The 17,286-nt window shown below is 64.9% G+C and carries 13 protein-coding genes; 5 read left to right on the forward strand and 8 right to left on the reverse strand.

Annotated features, from left to right (window positions below; genetic code table 11):
• Positions 1-16: 16 nt before the first annotated feature.
• Together B0I08_RS09325 and B0I08_RS09330 are read left to right on the forward strand one after the other, a co-directional pair.
• Entirely contained in the window at positions 17-1,717 is a 1,701-nt protein-coding gene (locus B0I08_RS09325) for a long-chain-fatty-acid--CoA ligase (protein ID WP_106212102.1), read from the forward strand.
• 119 nt (positions 1,718-1,836) lie between these two features.
• Positions 1,837-2,532 carry a hypothetical protein gene (locus B0I08_RS09330; RefSeq protein ID WP_146134373.1) on the forward strand — a complete coding sequence of 232 codons (696 nt, stop codon included), beginning with the start codon at positions 1,837-1,839 and terminating at the stop codon, positions 2,530-2,532.
• A 57-nt stretch (positions 2,533-2,589) separates the two neighbouring features.
• Here B0I08_RS09330 and B0I08_RS09335 read toward each other — a convergent pair whose 3' ends face one another.
• Complete coding sequence (locus B0I08_RS09335; RefSeq protein ID WP_106212106.1) at positions 2,590-4,014, reverse strand: SPFH domain-containing protein; 1,425 nt, start codon at positions 4,012-4,014, stop codon at positions 2,590-2,592.
• A 424-nt stretch (positions 4,015-4,438) separates the two neighbouring features.
• On the opposite strand from B0I08_RS09335, the gene pflB reads away from it, so the two are divergent.
• Both pflB and pflA read left to right on the forward strand, forming a co-directional pair.
• On the forward strand, positions 4,439-6,697 hold the full coding sequence (pflB, locus tag B0I08_RS09340; protein WP_106212310.1) for a formate C-acetyltransferase: 2,259 nt from the start codon (positions 4,439-4,441) through the stop codon (positions 6,695-6,697).
• A 114-nt stretch (positions 6,698-6,811) separates the two neighbouring features.
• On the forward strand, positions 6,812-7,693 hold the full coding sequence (pflA, locus tag B0I08_RS09345) for a pyruvate formate-lyase-activating protein (RefSeq protein WP_106212108.1): 882 nt from the start codon (positions 6,812-6,814) through the stop codon (positions 7,691-7,693).
• 40 nt (positions 7,694-7,733) lie between these two features.
• Here pflA and B0I08_RS09350 read toward each other — a convergent pair whose 3' ends face one another.
• The 4 genes from B0I08_RS09350 to B0I08_RS09365 all read right to left on the reverse strand — a co-directional run bounded on the left by B0I08_RS09350 (position 7,734) and on the right by B0I08_RS09365 (position 12,722).
• The gene (locus tag B0I08_RS09350; protein ID WP_245884722.1) at positions 7,734-9,524 is read right to left on the reverse strand and encodes a cellulase family glycosylhydrolase; all 1,791 of its coding nucleotides are present in this window, start codon (positions 9,522-9,524) and stop codon (positions 7,734-7,736) included.
• Positions 9,525-9,676: 152 nt separating this feature from the next.
• Entirely contained in the window at positions 9,677-10,159 is a 483-nt protein-coding gene (locus B0I08_RS09355) for an aromatic ring-opening dioxygenase LigA (protein ID WP_245884723.1), read from the reverse strand.
• A 260-nt stretch (positions 10,160-10,419) separates the two neighbouring features.
• Positions 10,420-11,238, reverse strand: a complete 819-nt coding sequence (locus B0I08_RS09360) for a M50 family metallopeptidase (protein WP_245884724.1) — start codon at positions 11,236-11,238, stop codon at positions 10,420-10,422.
• Positions 11,239-11,291: 53 nt separating this feature from the next.
• The gene (locus B0I08_RS09365) at positions 11,292-12,722 is read right to left on the reverse strand and encodes a M28 family peptidase (RefSeq protein WP_146134374.1); all 1,431 of its coding nucleotides are present in this window, start codon (positions 12,720-12,722) and stop codon (positions 11,292-11,294) included.
• Positions 12,723-13,241: 519 nt separating this feature from the next.
• On the opposite strand from B0I08_RS09365, the gene B0I08_RS09375 reads away from it, so the two are divergent.
• Positions 13,242-14,075, forward strand: a complete 834-nt coding sequence (locus B0I08_RS09375) for a hypothetical protein (protein ID WP_106212115.1) — start codon at positions 13,242-13,244, stop codon at positions 14,073-14,075.
• A 7-nt stretch (positions 14,076-14,082) separates the two neighbouring features.
• On the opposite strand, the gene B0I08_RS09380 is transcribed toward B0I08_RS09375, so the two are convergent.
• From B0I08_RS09380 to B0I08_RS09390, 3 genes are all read right to left on the reverse strand, one after another.
• The gene (locus tag B0I08_RS09380; protein WP_106212116.1) at positions 14,083-14,559 is read right to left on the reverse strand and encodes a VOC family protein; all 477 of its coding nucleotides are present in this window, start codon (positions 14,557-14,559) and stop codon (positions 14,083-14,085) included.
• Between the two features lie 161 nt (positions 14,560-14,720).
• A complete protein-coding gene (locus tag B0I08_RS09385; protein WP_245884725.1) occupies positions 14,721-16,019 on the reverse strand; it encodes an MFS transporter in 1,299 nt (432 codons plus the stop codon).
• The gene (locus B0I08_RS09390; RefSeq protein ID WP_106212118.1) at positions 16,016-17,284 is read right to left on the reverse strand and encodes an aminotransferase class III-fold pyridoxal phosphate-dependent enzyme; all 1,269 of its coding nucleotides are present in this window, start codon (positions 17,282-17,284) and stop codon (positions 16,016-16,018) included. The genes B0I08_RS09385 and B0I08_RS09390 overlap by 4 nt, the downstream gene beginning before the upstream one ends.
• Between the last annotated feature and the right edge of the window lie 2 nt (positions 17,285-17,286).

Here is a 17,286-nt window from a genome sequence, read left to right on the forward strand (position 1 = left end):
AAGCCGAGAGGATCGCATGACGCGTTACGACCAGAAACCATGGCTCACCTCGTACGCAGAGGGGGTGCCCCATGAAATCGAAACCCCGACTGAGTCTCTCGTCGACATGATGGATGCCTCTATCAAGCAGTTCCGCAAACACGTTGCGCTGGAGTTCTTTGGTGCTGAGACGAGCTACGCCGAACTCGGTGACCAGATTGCGCGCGCGGCCGAGGGGCTTCGGCGCCTGGGGGTGAAGAAGGGCGACCGGGTCGCCCTGGTGCTTCCCAACTGTCCGCAGCACGTGGTCGCTTTCTACGCGGCCTTGCGTCTGGGTGCCATCGTCATCGAGCACAACCCGCTCTACACCGCGCGGGAGCTGCGCCACCAGTTCGAGGATCACGGCGCCAAGGTCGCCATCGTCTGGGACAAGGTCTACGACACCGTGGCTGACTTCCCGTCGGACATCCGCCAGGACCGCCTCATCTCGGTCGACATGACCGATGCCTTTCCGCTCGCCAAGCGACTCGCCCTTCGGCTTCCGATCCCCGCGGTCAAGAAGAAGCGCGCTCTGCTCACCGAGAAACCGGCGGCGCGGCGCGTATTCGCCTGGGACAAGCTGCTGGGAACCCGCCGCATCTCGGCGCGGCACCCCCGACCGTCCGTGGACGATATCGCCCTGCTGCAGTACACGAGCGGCACCACCGGCACTCCGAAGGGTGCGATCCTCACCCACAGCAACCTGCGCGCGAACGCTGCCCAGGGACGCGCCTGGGTTCCGGGGCTCCGCCTCGGCAAGGAAGCCTTCTACGGGGTGCTGCCGCTGTTCCACGCCTACGGCATGACCCTGTGCCTCACCTTCGCGATGAGCATCGGTGCGCGTCTCGTGCTCTTCCCGAAGTTCGACATCGATCTGGTGCTCGGTGCGGTCAAGCACACTCCGCCCACGTTCCTGCCCGCGGTACCCCCGATCTACGAGGCGCTGGCACGCGCGTCGGAGCGGCGCGGCGTTGACCTGTCCAGCCTCCGGTTCGCCATCTCGGGTGCAATGAGCCTGCCGGTCGCGACCGTGGAACGCTGGGAGGAGCAGACGGGCGGATTGCTGGTCGAGGGTTATGGAATGACCGAGTCATCCCCCGTCGCCCTGGGAAATCCCATCGGACCAACCAGACGGCCTGGCACGGTGGGCGTGCCGTTCCCCAGCACGGAGATCAGGGTCGTCGACCCCGCCGACCCGTTCGTCGACCGCCCGGACGGCGAACCGGGCGAGCTGCTCATTCGTGGGCCCCAGGTTTTCCGGGGCTACTGGCGGCGCGCGACGGAGACGGCGGCGACGCTGCTTCCCGGCGGATGGCTTCGCACGGGCGACATCGTGACCGTGACCCCCGACGGCTTTGTCACCGTGATCGACCGCATCAAGGAAATCATCATCACGGGTGGGTTCAACGTGTCACCGTCCGAGGTCGAGGACACGCTGCTCGCCCACCCCGACGTGGAGGGCGCCGCGGTTGTGGGCCTCCCCCGCGACGGCGGCGACGAGGAAGTCTGCGCCGCGGTCGTTCTGCACTCAGGCTCGACGTTCAACTCCGATGCGCTGCGCGATTTCTGCCGCAGCCATCTGACGGCGTACAAGGTACCGCGCCGCATAATCGAGGTGGATGAATTGCCGCGGTCACTGATCGGAAAGGTGCTGCGCCGCGACGTCCGCGACACCATGCTGCGACACAAAAACGGCTAAGCCCACCGCCGACGGCGCTCCACCACCCCCACTTCGGGGGCGGCGGGGCGCCGTCGACGTATTGTCATGTAAAAATGAGGTCATTCTGCTGACAGTGGCCACGTTCCACTCGCCCGAAAGTGACCACACCCATGCACGCTCCTATGCCGCGCCTCGCAACAGCGAGCGTCATCGCACTTATCGCCCTCGGCCTCTCCGGATGCAGCACTGCTGGACTGTTCGGCGACTCCCCCCTGAGCGCCGCATCCGACGTGGAAACGACGGCACCAGCCCCCACGGCTGAGCCGTTGGTGTTCAATTCGGTGTTCACTGACATGGGATCCGTGCACCAGAACACCATGGTTGCCAACGAGCTTCAGCTGCAGCTCGACATGTGGACCGAGCAAAAGACGCACGAGTGGTTTACCGACGCGCAGAAGTCGTTCTCGTTTGTTATCGACGTCACCGACATGACGGTTCCCGTTGAAGCCCCGTTCGCGAGTAAGCGGCAGGTATTTATGTCGAGCCTGTCGGTCACCGCGACAACGACGACGACCAGCGGAGTCGTCGAAACTCCCCTGGTCCTCAGCGTCAACCCGGTCGACGCAACGCTCGACCCTGAGGCACTCTCCTCGCCCTACGGCCTGCTCATCACCTCGCCCAAGGGTGGCCTGCAGATGGTCAACAACGTCATCGGGCCGCTCGTGGACGACACCTACGGCCTGATTCTCGACTTTTCGATGATCGTGAGCAGCGAGGCCACGCCCGGAACCGGGTCGTACGTGACCCAGACAATCCACCAGACGGTCCCGGTCGCGATCTTTCCGCGGGTATAGCGCCGCGGGGTATTGGGTCACGCCCCGCGGGTTATTGGATACCGCCCCGCGGGTTATCTAGATCGCCGAAGCAGAATCGCCCTGCGCTGCCTGGCCGGGAACGTCCGGACGATCCGCCAACGCTCGCCCCGCCGCAGCCCCGGTCGCACGGCCGGTCACGAGCTCTGAAATGTCGATTCCTACCAAGTCTTTAATGATTTGAGTGGATGTCGCCAGCTGACCAGCGACGCTGTGCCCTACCTGGTTCGCGCCGCTTCCGTCATTGGAGATAACCGTCATGTTGGCGATGGCCGACAGCGGTTCAGACGCTGCGCGCACGATCGCGGGGAGCTGGGTGATGATTTGCTGGCGCAGTAGGTCATCGGCCCGCTCCTCGAGCGCATCAGCCTGCGCACGCGTCGACTCGGCCTCGGCCGCGCCCTTGACCCGAATCGAGTTGGCCTCGGCCTCGCCCTCTGCGCGCAGTGCCTCGGCGGCGGCGATTCGGCTGTCCCGGTCGGCGTTCGCTGCAGCCACGCGCGCGGATGCTGACGCCTGGGCGTTCTTTTCCAGTGCGTAGGCGTCGGCGTCGGCGACGGCGCGGATCTCGGCATCGAGCTCCTGCTTGCGCAGTCCGACTCGCTTGCCGGCGGTCACCTCCTGCTGCGAGATAACCTCCTGCTGGGAGATCGCCTCGGCCAGGGGGCGAGATGCGGCCGCTTCGGCGCGTGCCTTGTCGGTCTCTTTCTGGATCTCGGCGTTTCGCAGGTCGAGCTTGCGCTGCTGCTCGGCGACGGCCTGCTCGGCCCCGATGCGCGCTTCCTCGGACGCTTGGCGCGACACCGATTCGGCGATCTCCGCGACCTGCTTGACACGGGCGGCCTCCCCACGACCCAGGTCGCGGATGTAGCCGTTGTCATCGTCGATCTCTTTGATCTGGAGTGTGTCGATCTGCAGGCCCTGCACGTCGAGTGACTCGCGTACAGCCTCCAGCACCTGCCCCTGAAGCGCGGACCGGTTGGTGATGATTTCGGTCACCGTCAGCTGGCCAACAATCGATCGGACCGATCCGCTCAGCACCTCTTCGGTCGATGTTTCGATCTGGTCCTGTTGGTTGAGGAATCGTTGGGCGGCGGCGCGCACCATCGATTCCGACCCGCCGACCTTCACCACCGCGACAGCGTTGACTTTGATCGTGATGGCGTCCCGCGTCTGCGCGGTCGCCTGCACGTTCAACTGGCGGCTCCGCAGGCTCAGCTTGAAGTGAGCTTCCACGATCGGCATCACGAAGACACGCGAGCCGAACACAACACGCTGGCCGGCGTTCTCCGTCTGGAGGTCGCTCTGCACCGAGCCTGGCTTGACCGTCTTCTGGCGTGACGTGACGATGATCGCCTCGTCGGGCTTCGCTACCTTGATGCCACGCAGAAGGGTGAACAGGACGATGAGGACAACGATGATCACTACGCCGACCACAAAAAAATCGGTTAAGAAGTCGGGCATTATGACCTTCCATACGAAATGAGAGAAAACTGACGCGAGCTGTCAGCTATCGGGATCGACGCCCACGATTCTGGATCGCGCCGCGCGGAGCTGGTCTTCAGTATGACGGACCCCCGCGGCATCCGATATATTTCTCATTTCTTATTGGCGGCAGGCGGAGGTCGGGACTTTAGTCCCTATCACGGCAGGAGTCGCTTGATTCGGGGCGATCGAGGCGCCGAATCATCCCCCGATCGGGACTTTCTGCCCTAATCGGCCGACAACACGCGCGTAGCCTCGAGAACGAGGACGAATCACGGCGCAAGGTTGCACCCGGCAGTGCCTCGTGATCGCCCCCACTGGGCTCGTGCACATCTGCAATCCGGATGTGCCGGGAAACTCATACACCAATAGGAGGGCGATCGAGTTGACGATCACAGAGAACATGCACAGCGAGAGCCGTGAGCACAACGAATCTCAGGCGGGCTGGGCGGGATTCACCCCCGGCGTCTGGCAGGACGGCATCGACGTTCGTGACTTCATTCAGAAGAACTACACCCCGTACGAGGGCGACGCGTCGTTCCTCGCCGGAGCGACTGAGCGCACACTGGGCATCTGGAAAATCCTCTCCGACAAGTTCCCGGAAGAGCGCGCGAAGGGCGTCTACGACGTCGATGCGCTGACCCCCTCGACCATCACGGCGCACAAGCCCGGCTACATCGATGAGAAGAACGAACTCATCGTCGGACTCCAGACGGACGCCCCCTTGAAGCGCGCAATCATGCCCTACGGCGGATGGCGGATGGTCGCTACCTCGCTTGAGACCTACGGCTACGACGTCTCCCCCGAGCTGGAGCACATCTTCACGACCTACCGCAAGACGCACAACGAAGGCGTCTTCGACGTCTACCCGCCCGCCGTGCGCCGTGCGCGCAGCAGCCACCTGATCACCGGCCTCCCCGACGCATACGGGCGCGGCCGCATCATCGGCGACTACCGCCGTGTCGCACTGTACGGAGTGGACGCACTCATCGCCGCGAAGAAGGTTGAGCGCGCGACCCTCGACATGGGCTTCTCCACCGAGAACACCATTCGCGACCGCGAAGAGAACGCCGAGCAGGTCAAGGCGCTCAAGGAACTCATCGCCATGGCGAAGACCTACGGCGCCGACATCTCGCGTCCGGCCGCCAACGCCAAGGAAGCGGTGCAGTGGCTGTACTTCGCCTACCTCGGTGCAATCAAGGAGCAGAACGGCGCAGCGATGTCGTTCGGTCGCAACACCGCGTTCCTCGACGTCTACATCCAGCGCGACCTCGACGCCGGAGTTCTGACCGAGGAAGACGCCCAGGAGCTCATCGATGACCTCGTCATCAAGCTTCGCATCGTGCGCTTCCTTCGCACCCCGGAGTACGACGACATCTTCGCCGGAGACCCCACCTGGGTAACCGAGTCGATCGGTGGCGTCGGTGAAGACGGGCGCCCGCTCGTCGTCAAGAGCGCGTTCCGCTTCCTGCAGACCCTGTACAACCTTGGCCCTGCCCCCGAGCCGAACCTGACCGTTCTCTGGAGCGAAAAGCTCCCCGAGGGCTTCAAGCGCTTCTGCGCCCAGGTCTCGATCGACACCTCGGCAATCCAGTACGAATCCGATGCTCTCATCCGTGATGCCTGGGGTGACGACGCCGCGATCGCATGCTGCGTTTCCCCGATGCGGGTCGGCAAGCAGATGCAGTTCTTCGGTGCCCGCGTCAACACGGTGAAAGCCCTGCTGTACTCGATCAACGGTGGACGCGACGAGAAGTCTGGCAAGCAGATCGCCCCGGCGACCACGCCGTTCGCGGGCGAGGTCCTCGACTTCGACTCCGTGTGGAAGAACTACATGGTCACCCTCGAGTGGCTCGCCGAGACCTACGTCGACGCGCTTAACTGCATCCACTACATGCACGACAAGTACGCCTACGAGCGTCTCGAGATGGCGCTGCACGATGGCGAGATCCTCCGCACGATGGCCTGCGGAATCGCCGGCCTAAGCGTCTCCGCCGACTCGCTGTCTGCCATCAAGTACGCCAAGGTCAGCGTCGTTCGCGACGAAACCGGCCTCATCGTCGACTACACCATCGACGGCGAGTTCCCGGCATTCGGCAACGACGACGACCGGGTCGACGCGATCGCGGTGGAAATCACCACGGCGTTCATGACCATGATCCGCAAGCACAAGACCTACCGTGACGCACTCCACACGCAGTCTGTGCTGACGATCACCTCGAACGTCGTCTACGGCAAGGCCACGGGAAACACCCCAGACGGTCGCCGCGCCGGAGCGCCCTTCGCTCCCGGTGCCAACCCGATGAACGGTCGCGACACCCACGGGATGCTCGCCTCCGCGCTTAGCGTTGCGAAGCTGCCGTACGACCAGGCACAGGACGGCATCTCGCTCACCAACACGGTCGTTCCGACCGGACTGGGTCGCGAGAAGCCCGAACAGATCACCAACCTCGTTGGCCTGCTCGACGCAATGGTCGTCTCGAACGGTTACCACGCGAACATCAACGTGTTGAACCGCGACACCCTGCTTGACGCAATGGAGAACCCGGAGAACTACCCGCAGCTGACGATTCGTGTATCGGGCTACGCGGTCAACTTCGTTCGTTTGACGCGCGACCAGCAGATGGATGTCATCAGCCGCACGTTCCACGCCGGCGTCTAGTTTCACACCCGCACCACAATCGGATCGGGGTCTGGATCCCGCATTAGTTCCGATCCACACAACCGTGGCCGCCGAGGTAACTCGGCGGCCACGCCCAATATAAGGAAGTATCTGATGACGGCTGTCAACTTGGGACTGCCCACACTCGCGTGTCCGGTGGTTTCCATCGAAGACCCGGAGTTCAAGGACCACACGGTAGATAACTCCGTCGAGAAGCCGCAGCTGTCCGCGGACGTGCGGCACCAGGAACTCGAGGCGCTGCGCACCGGCGGCGTGGCCAGTGTGCACTCGTGGGAGCTCGTGACGGCCGTAGATGGCCCCGGAACCCGGATGACTCTCTTCCTTTCTGGCTGCCCCCTGCGCTGCCAGTACTGCCACAACCCCGACACCCTCAAGATGCGCGATGGGCAGATCACCACGATCGAAGAGATCATGGGACGCATCGAGCACTACCGCGGCATCTTCAAGGTAACCGGCGGCGGAGTAACCATCTCCGGCGGTGAACCGCTGATGCAGCCCGCGTTCGTAAAGCGCGTTTTCGCCGAGTGCCGTGCGCTCGGCATTCACACCACTCTCGACACCTCCGGGTTCCTGGGCAAAAGGGCCTCAGACGCTCTCCTCGACAACGTCGACCTCGTACTGCTGGATGTGAAGTCTGGCCTCCCCGAAACGTACAAGGAGGTCACCGGGCGCGACCTGGCTCCGACCATTGAGTTCGGCGATCGCCTGGCCGCACGGGGCATCAAAATTTGGATCCGCTTCGTGCTGGTTCCCGGCCTCACCGACGCGGTCGAGAACGTCGAGGCCGCCGCCGACATCGTCATGCGGTGGCCAAGCGTCGACCGCGTGGAGGTTTTGCCCTTTCACCAGATGGGCGAAGACAAGTGGAACCAGCTGGGCCTCGAGTACAAGCTCCACGGCGTCACTCCCCCGGACAAGGCGCTGCAGGAGCGCGTCCGCGACCAGTTCCGTGCGCGCGGGCTCACGGTCTTCTAGCGGCTCACGGTCTCATCGCGGGCCGGGTTCTCGCACGGTTCTAGTCGGTCACGGTCAGCGTCGGCGACTGCGGCGCGGCCGAGGCCTCGACCTGAAGCCCCACCGTGTGTGTCTGACCCGGAGCGAGCGACGCAGCCCAGTCGACACCCGTGCACGTGATCGAGCTGCCCACGGCGACCGTGCAGCTCATCCCCCACGAGTTCAGCACCCGGGTGACCGCGGGATCGTTCCAGCTGACAGTCCATGAGCTCGCTCCCGTGGCGCTCGTGATCTTCACGTCAGCCACGTAACCGGTCTCCCAGGAGCTCTGCAGCGCCCATTCGGCCTGCACGCTCGGCACGCCGATCGTGCCCGTTCCCGGGTTTGTCCCCGGGTTTGTCCCCGGGGAGCTGGGGACGGGTGCTGGCGCGGGGCGGGGCGTCGCGGTCGGAGTGGTCCGGGTCGGAGTGTGCGGGGTCGGAGTGTGCCGGGTCGGAGTAGACACGCTCGGACTGGGCGCGGCCGGAGCTTGGCTCGGGCCGAGCAGAGGGGCGAGCGCGGCGAGCTTCGCAGCCTGCGGTGTGACCCAATCGTCCTGCACCAGTCCACCCGTGTCGCCGCTGTTCGGGTTGAACGACCAGTAAGCGAAGCTGATTCCGGTGTCGCCGAGGTAGTTCACCAGTGCTGCCAGCCATTGCTCGTCCGAGCGGGTCTGCAGCGTCGTGCCGAACTCCCCCAGCAGCACAGGAGCAATGCCGGATTTCGCAATGTAGCCCCAATTGGCGTCCCACACCGTGGTGAGGTTGTCGGGGTAGTTCGCGGCGGAAAACCACTTCTGCTCGTAGACCGACGCCGGGTAGTCGTGCGGCGAATACACGACTTGGCCGGGCAGGTCGAGAGTGACGGGAGCCGTCTTCACGCCGGAGAGCCCACCACCCCACCAGGTTGATGAACCGTTGGACTGCCTTTCGATTCCCTCGACGATGACGAGCACGCGGGGGTTGATGGCCAGCACGGCGTTGCCCGCACGGGTGGCCGCGGCCTGCCAGTCCGTGGCAGGGTCACCGCAGCCCCAGCACGCCGCGCCGTGAGGTTCGTTGTGAAGGTCAAAGCCCACTACCGCGGGCTCGTCCCGATAGCGCGTGGCCAATGCCTGCCAGTCGCTGATCCAGCGCGCCTCGCTATACCCGTCCGTGTACCAGAGCTCCGACTGCCCCGCCGAGTCCGGACGGTGACGGTCGAGGATGACGCTGAGGCTGTGCGCCTTCGCAGTCGCGATCACAGCGTCCATCACGTCTACTGCAGGCTTTCCCGCGAGCGTGGGGTTGAGCTCGTAGTTGATCGAGTTTGTCGACGCAGAGGCCAGGCACTCGTTCGAAAACGGAAGTCGAACGGTGTTGAACCCCATCGACTTTATGTGGGCGAGTCCGGCGTCGAGGCTGATCGCCCACAGTCCGTGCGGAGCACAGTTGGAGGTCTCCATGCCGAACCAGGACACCGCACGGATAACATACGGCTCGTTGTCTGCCGTGCGCAGTGTCGCACCATCAGCGTGCAGCCAGCCCGCGATGGCAGTTGTCGATGCGGGAACAGCAAGCGGACCTGCGCCTGCTGCTGCTGCCGCTGCTGCCGCGGAAGCCGCTGCCGCTGCCGCCGCTGCTGCCGCCGCCGAGAACTCCGTGGTGATCGCATCCCTCTTCGCGTCGGGGGTGAGAGCTTCCTGTGACGTGCGCTCGCTCGGTGAATCCGATGCGGGCACGCGCGCTGCGAGAGCAGCGGATCCGGCACCAATGATCAGAACCAACCCGAGCGCTCCCGCGATAACCCGTATTCGGCGAGAGGACAAACCCACTGCGCTCTCCCCGTTACGTCGTTGGCGAATTTTTTGTTCAGCCTAATACGCCGGCGATGGGGCGCGGGCGGGCTTAACGAGAAAACCACGCGCCACCGGCTGATGCCGGTAGCGCGTGGTTCGCTTCTCGACTGACTCGAGAGTGGAGGTGGTTACGCCTTGTTCTTCTTCGAGGCCGGCACTGCTGAGATGATCGCCCAGCCGAAGAGACCGAAGAGGAGGCCAACGCCAATGACGAGGGCAGACACGCCGTACGACACGACGGAGGTGAAGAGCGAGGCCCGGAGGAACGAAGCGTTCATCACGGTGGCGCGGGTCGGGTCGTCCTGCTCGAGCTCGGCGTAGGTCTTGCCGTCCGACATTTCAAGCGCGTGGTGGTTGATGATCGTCGCCTGCGCGTAGGCGCTGAACGGGCCCTGAACCGCGGCGCCGGGCATGAAGTCCGCGTCCTCGCTGACGGTGATGTTTTCGGCCTTGAGCTGGCTGGTAACGATGCCCCAGACCGTGCCGCCACCGATGATCATGACAAGCGCTCCGAGGAGAGCGGCGTAGCCGATCCACCGCACGACGATTGCCTTCGTGGGGCTGAGCGTTAGCGCGGTGGCAGTGGTTGCGGGTGCGAGTGTGGTCGACACGGTGTTTCCTATTCGTCAAGGGTTGCTTTGTAATTCATAGTCAACCTATATCCACGCGTCAGATTCAGGGCCGAAAGTCCTGAACTTTTCACAGTTATGGCGCGCTCAGGCGAGTTCGGTTGCCCTTCGGCGCCGCGCCCCTCGAGCCCGACCCGGCCCCGGCCCCGACAGCGGCTCAACCTCAACCCCGGCCCCGACTCAACCTCGACCCCGACCCAACCTCACTCTCACCCCGAACCAACCTCACCCTGAACCCCGGGTCAGGCTGCGGTCATCGCGAACGTGGTGGCGGCGAAATAGAGGCTGCCTCCAATGACCGCCGCCATGAGCAGCAACCAGATCGGAGACGGGATACGCGTGCGCTGGTAGAGCAGGTAAGCGTCGGAGCTCGCCAGCTCCCGGCGTCGCGAGGTGTGCACGGAGACGACGCCCACAAATGCGCGGACCGAACCCACCATCAACGCGACTCCGACCACGAGCAGTGTGTAGCCCTGTACCGTGGGCGAACCGTAGAGCCAGATTGCCGCGCTGGTCGCGCCCGAGATGACAACCACGAGCGCGCCAAACCAGTTTCGGATGAACAGCAACGTCAGGGCCACCACGACCGTTCCCGCCACCAGCGCCACATTCTGGTACCCGGTGAGCACGCACCAGAACAGCACGGCGCCCACCAGTGCCGGGGTCGGATACCCAAAGAATCCCGAGATCACGGTGCCGAGCACGCCCCGCCCGACCGTCCGCGCGGAACCCGCATGATTGCGATGAATACGGATGCCACTCACCCGACGACCGCTCAGAAGCGCAGCGAAGGCGTGGCCGAGTTCGTGCACCAGCGTGGTGAACAAACCGAAATATTGCCAGCTGAACCGCGGGAGGCTCAGCGCTGCTGCGCCGACGAGAAGAGCGACCATGACGGCGGTTGGCACGTCCAGTGGCTGCGTCCGCCCCAACAGCGCGGGAACGTCGACGCCGTCGATCGGAAACCCTGCCGTTCGTACCGTGTCAGGCGCGACGGTGGCAACGGCGAACGGACCGGCGGGCAGGATGTTGGTGAGGGAGGCGATGCCCCAGTATCGCACTGCCTGCGCCGTGGCATCCTGAGTGATATCCCGCTCCCGAACGGGCTTGCGCCTTAATTACCCGGCGCCACACCGTTGATCGCGGGGCCGTTCACAGCGGGGCCGTTGGCCACGGGGCCGACGATCGCGGGGCCGGCGATCGCAGAGCCGTCAGTCGCAGAGCCGTCGATCGCGGGGTCGTCGATCGCCAGCGTGGTCGTCACGAACCCGATGGCCCGTGCCGCCACGTCAAGCACCGCGGGATCGACGTTCGCGAGACGATCGCCCGCCGTGTGGTAGTTCGGATCGTGTGGCAGGCCAGCTGTTCCGCCAAACAGCGCGGCCTCTGCTGGTGTTTTGATGCCGTCCGCTCCGGTGAACAGTCCGCCGGAGGGCACTCCGGTGAGGAGGAACCCGAAGTAGTCGCTTCGCCCGTCAAACGGCGTGTCCACCCACGGCTGGCCGATCGAGTCGAAGTAGTCCGTGAACAACTTCTCAATTCGCAGCGAACCCGGTGGCACCACGAGAGGGGCAGCATAGCTGGACTGGTTTGCGTCATACACGCCCATGATGTGGTTGGGCGAGCCGACCATGTCGAAATTCAGGTACCCCACCATGTGCTCAAGCTCGCTCGGGTCGTTCTGGAGAAGCTCGCCGACGTAGTTGATCGACCCGACCAACCCGACTTCCTCGGCACCCCACCACGCGAAGCGCATCTGGTTATTCAGTTCGCCGGATTTCGCGAGCACGAGGGCCGTCTCCAGCAGCGCCGCGGATCCCGACCCGTTGTCGTTTATCCCCGCACCGGCGGGAACGCTGTCGAGATGGGCGCCGGCCATCACGGTGTTGGTGCGGTGCCCGGTGGATGTCTCCGCGAGCACGTTGAAGGTCGGAATACGAGTGGTGCGCTCAACGATGGTGATCCCGAGAACTGTGCCGGCGGTTGCGGTGAGTGCTGCCGCCTGGGTTCCACTCACCCCGATGGTCGGAATGGTGAGTGCGTCCTGCTCGCTGAATTCACCGGCGAGTCCGACGTCCGCGGTGTTGGCCACGATGAGGGCGTCGGCGCCCGCCGTTGCCGCGGCCATGGACTTTTCGAGGAAGCTGCACGCACCAAGGGTGACCAGGGCGATCTCGCCGACAGCGTCGACCCCGGCCCAGTCGCTCGCCCGACATCCCTCCCCGGCCAGATCCACCGGGCGCACGATTGTTCCGTCAACGCCGTCCGGGCCGGTGCCGACGGTCGCGCCGAACGGCACGCCCATTGCTGGCGCGGAGGTGATGCCGTCGACTGTCACCGCGTACTTCAGGATCTCCTGAGAGACAACCTCGAATTCGTCTCTCTTCGTTGTGTAGCCGGCGCCTTGCAACTGCTGTTCGATGTATTGCGCGGTGAGCGCGTAGCCCGGCGTGCCGAGGGCCCGGCTACCGCCGTGCGCGTCTGCGATCGCTTGAAACTGCTCCAGGTGGCGCATAACCGCCTCGCCCGTGATCGACTGCGCCACAACAAGTGGGTCCGCTGGCGGGACAGGTGCGGAGGCCACGGGTGTGGCTGGGTCTGGAGCGGCTGGCACGGGAGTGGCTGGCACCGGAGCGGCTGGGTCTGGAGCGGCTGCCACCACGGGTGATGCCGCGCCGACCACCCCCGCGACCAGAACCGCAGTTGCAAAACCGAAACCGAATCTGAACCCGCCGCCACGCCGTGTTCTCACGTTCACCTCACCCTGTCCGAACTTGCTTCCGGTCGTCTCGCCGTTGGGGCCACCGTAACGAGCCACTCGCGCCGCCAACAGGGCTGGCAATTGGCACTTTTCCGCCGTATCCCGCCCTCGAAGACCGTTTTATCGGGCAGACTGGAACCACCCGAACGACCGGCATCATTCCGCTGCCGCCGACCGTGTCGGCGGTTCTGGAGCGGGGGCGACATGGATGAATTGCACGGCGCGGCTAGCCAAGAACGCCAGCCCCATAGCAGCAGCCCCCACCGCAATCGACCCCACCGCAATCGCCGCTGGATCATTGCTGTGGCCGCCGTTCTCGCGCTCAGCGTCGGTGGCGGTGCCGGTTTCGTCGGCCTCAGCGCGGCCAGAAGCGCGGCACAATCGGTGTTTGACACGCAGTACGCGGAGTTTTTGAGCACCAGGGCCGACGCCGGGGACGCGTTCGACTCTGCACAGTCCGCGCTGGAGAGCGCCAAAACGACCCTCGCGGACAGCGAAGGGAAGGTGCTCACGGAAGACTCCCGAACAGCGTTGGCCGACGCAATCACCGCCGCGGAGAGTCGTGTGAAGGACGCAGCGGGCGAATTGACTGCGACCAGCGAGCGCGCGGAAGCCGCCGCTTTCGTTGAGGTTGGCGTGCTGGACTCGGGATCAGGACTCCGCGAGAGCGCCGCCACGTTGGCTTCTCTGAGCCTCACGACCGTGACCGATGTATCGACCGTCGCTGATCAACTGGCCGGTCCGGTGGCAGCGGTCACCGCCGCAATGGCTGTTTGGCAGAGCGAGCAGGACCGCATCCTCCGAGAGAGGTATACCAACCATGTGCACGCGGTCGGGTGGATCCCCGAACTGGACGAATGCAAGGGATCGGTTGACCTGACCGCGCATTACGGCACCCCCGCTATCGCTGAACACTGGTCGTGCGGCGGCAAGAACTTTCCGGACGAACCGGGCACAATCATCACCCTGACGGGAGAACGCGCCGGCACCTACCGGGTAGATGGGATCGTGATGATGTTGAACCAACGCCGTGCAACCGTCGCCGACATCCCCCATGGATACGATCTCATTTACCAGACCTGCCAGAACGGACAGTCGTCGACGATGTCGCTGACGGCGCTCACCAAACTCGACTGACCGCGGGCTATCCCGCGTCAGCGGCGGCCTGAAGCTGGGCGATGTCAAGCTTCGTCATCTGCAGCATCGCCTGCATCACCCGACCCGCCCGGGCCGGATCGGGATCGGACAGCAGCTGTCCGAGAATCGGCGGCACGATTTGCCACGACAGTCCGAACTTGTCTTTGAGCCAGCCGCACTGGGAGGGCGCTCCGCCGTCGGCGGTGAGCTTGTTCCACAGCTCGTCGATCTCCGGCTGGGTCGGGGCGTCAACGAGGAACGAGACGGCCTCGGTGAAGCTGAACGCCGGACCGCCGTTGAGCGCGGAGAAGCGTTGGTCTCCAATCTGGAAGGTCACGGTGAGGGCGGTGCCCGCCGGTACCGGCCCACCCTCGCCGTATCGCGAGATGTCGAGTATTTTCGCATCGTCGAACACTGAGACGTAGAATTCGGCGGCCTCTTCCGCCTGTGTGTCAAACCAGAGATACGGGGTGATTGTCGGCATGGCGCGCTCCTGCAGGGCTCGGTGGTGCACTGGGTCGTGGGGTGCTTTCCCGCCATGGTAGGAGCGCCAACCGTCACGAACAACGCCCCCTGGTTCAGGATCGTGGTTCAGGAGCGTGGTTCACGACTGCGATTCAGGACCTGCGATTCAGGACCGTCGATTTATGACGTGGATGCCGTGGTGATGAAGCGCCGCGCGAACAGCACCACGGGGATCAGCAACGCGAGCGGGATCAGGAACCCCGTCGCAAGGCCCGGACCCTCCGCGAGCAGCCCGACCAGGACGGCTCCGAGTACCGCGCCCGCGTAGTTGAACAGGTTTACCCGGGCGATGATCTCGTCGCTGCGTTCCGGGTCAAGTTCGCCCGCCGCGCTGAAAGCGAGCGGCACGAGGGCGCCCACCCCGAATCCCGCGAGAGCGAAACCGAAGACCGCTGCCCAGACCGACGGCACAGCAGCCACCAGCGCGAGCCCGACCATCGCGAGGAGCGCGGTCGCGATGGCGAGCACAACCCGGCCGTACCGCCGCACCACACGGTCGGCGCCGAGGCGGGTGACCAGAATGGCAGCCTGGTAGGCGGCGTAGCCCAGCGGCGCGACCGCGGCGGAGCTGAGCAGCACGTCGTGCAGGTAGACGGTGCTCCAGGTGCTCACGGCCGAGTCGACCACGAATGCGGCAAGCACCACGAGGCCGAACACCGCAATGCCCCGCCGCGGCAGGGGTGGTCGTCGAATCAGCACCACGCCGTTCGCTGCGCCGTTCGCTGCGCCGCTCGCTGCAGCCGAGGCGGATGCCGCTGCGCTCCCGTCTGCGGCCGACGCAGCACCCTGCACTCCGGTCAGGCGCGCATCAAACCAGCCGCGGCACACCAGTGATACCGCCAGGGCAACAACGGCGGCCGCGACCAGCGCAACGCTTGCGCCGAGCGCGCTCTCCGGCAGCGCACTCCCGGAGAGCACAGACATCAGCAATGCACCGACGATGGCTGCAGCGGTGTAGCAGGCGAAGAAACCCGCCATTACCGACGCGCCGAACCGCCTCTGGACGAGCACCCCCTGCATCGCACCGGCGGCATCCACCATTCCCAGCCCAACGCCGTACACGGCGAAGGCGGCCACGAACACGGGCAAGGCGACCGGCGCCGCGATGCCGGCCAACGCGACGGTCTGCAGGATCAGTCCGAGCGCCAGTGCCGTTCCACTGCCGCTGCGGGCCGCAAGACGATCTGCGCAGACGGATCCGGCGGCTGCGGCGATGCACACCAGGAGGATGATGAGCGACACCGCGGTGTCATCGATCGCCTGCCTTCCCTTGAGCGCGGGCAGGGCGGTGACAACAACGGCGTACCCCAGGCCCTGCGCAGCGTAGGCAGCGCTCACCGCGAGGCGGGTGCGGCGGAGCGATACGACCCCGCTCGCACTTTTACCGGGCAGGCGCACCCGCGGCGACGCCGGGCTCACGCCGTCGCCACCAGTTCGGGGTGCCGGGCGCGCACGATCCCGAACGCCTCGTGAGCGATCTCGAGGGTGTGGTTGATGTCGGTCCGGGTAAGCGCGGCGTTCATGAAGTGGTTGTGGTGCGAGGTGAAGAACACTCCGCGTTGCACACATTCCGCCACCCACTCCTGGTGCAGCATCAGCGAATCGTCGTCGGCGATCCTCAGGTAGAAGAGCGCAGGTGCGCCGGAGGTGATCAGGGTGAATCCGTTTTCGGCAGCCGCAGAAACCAGCCCGGTGGTCAGCTCGGTGCCCAGTCGCGCAAACTGCGCGGGAGCGTCGAGCTCTTTCAGTTTGGTAACTGTGGCAATGCCCGCGGCGAAGGGCACCGCGCTCATCCAGTAGCTGCCGGTGTAGCTCAGGCTGCTGACGGTGTCTTTCAGCGACTCGGTTCCGCAGAGCGCCGACACGTTGTAGCCGTTCGCGAGGGCCTTGCAGAAGCAGATCAGGTCGGCCTTGAAGCCGAAGAAGTGATCGGATCCGGCGAGGTCAAGCCGGAAGCCGGCGCGCACATCGTCGATGATCAACACGATGCCGTGGCTGTCGCAGAGCGCACGCACTGCCTGCCAGTATCCCGCAGCCGGGAGGGCGTTATCGACGAAGTTGCCGTGCATATAGGGCTGCGCGATGAGGCCGGCAATTTGCCCGCGGTTCTCCGAGAGCAGCCGCTCCAGCGCCGGGAGGTTGTTGAAGTCGACGTAGAGGTTGTTCGCGACCTCCTCCTCGAGAACCCCCGGGTAATCCAGCTTCTGCGTCCAGGGGGCGACTCCGTGATAGAAGCCTTTGATGAACACAATCTTCTTCCGTCGGGTCGCCGCTCTCGCGGTCATCACCGCGAGAGTGGTGACATCCCCTCCGTTCTTCGCGAAAAACGCCCAGTCGGCGCTGGCGACCGTGTCGACGAGCAGTTCGGCGAACTCGACCATGATCGTCGACGGAATGGTGGCCACATCTTCGAGTGCGCGTTGCGCGGATGCCGCGGCCTCCACGTCCGGATCGCCATACCCGAGCACGTTGGGTCCGTAGCCGCACATGTAGTCGATGTATTCGTTTCCATCCACGTCCCAGAACCGGCTGCCCTCCGCCCGCGCGGAGAAGAGCGGGTAGGACGACTGGGGAATGTAGCATCCCTCGGTGGGACCCTGATGGCCGTAGATGCCTGAGGGGATGACTTTCAGTGCCCGGTCGAATGCCGCGCGGCTGTTGGTGTACTGGTAAGGCGTTGTCATGT

Origin of the sequence: Glaciihabitans tibetensis (assembly GCF_003003265.1) — a bacterium.
Classification (GTDB): domain Bacteria; phylum Actinomycetota; class Actinomycetes; order Actinomycetales; family Microbacteriaceae; genus Glaciihabitans; species Glaciihabitans tibetensis.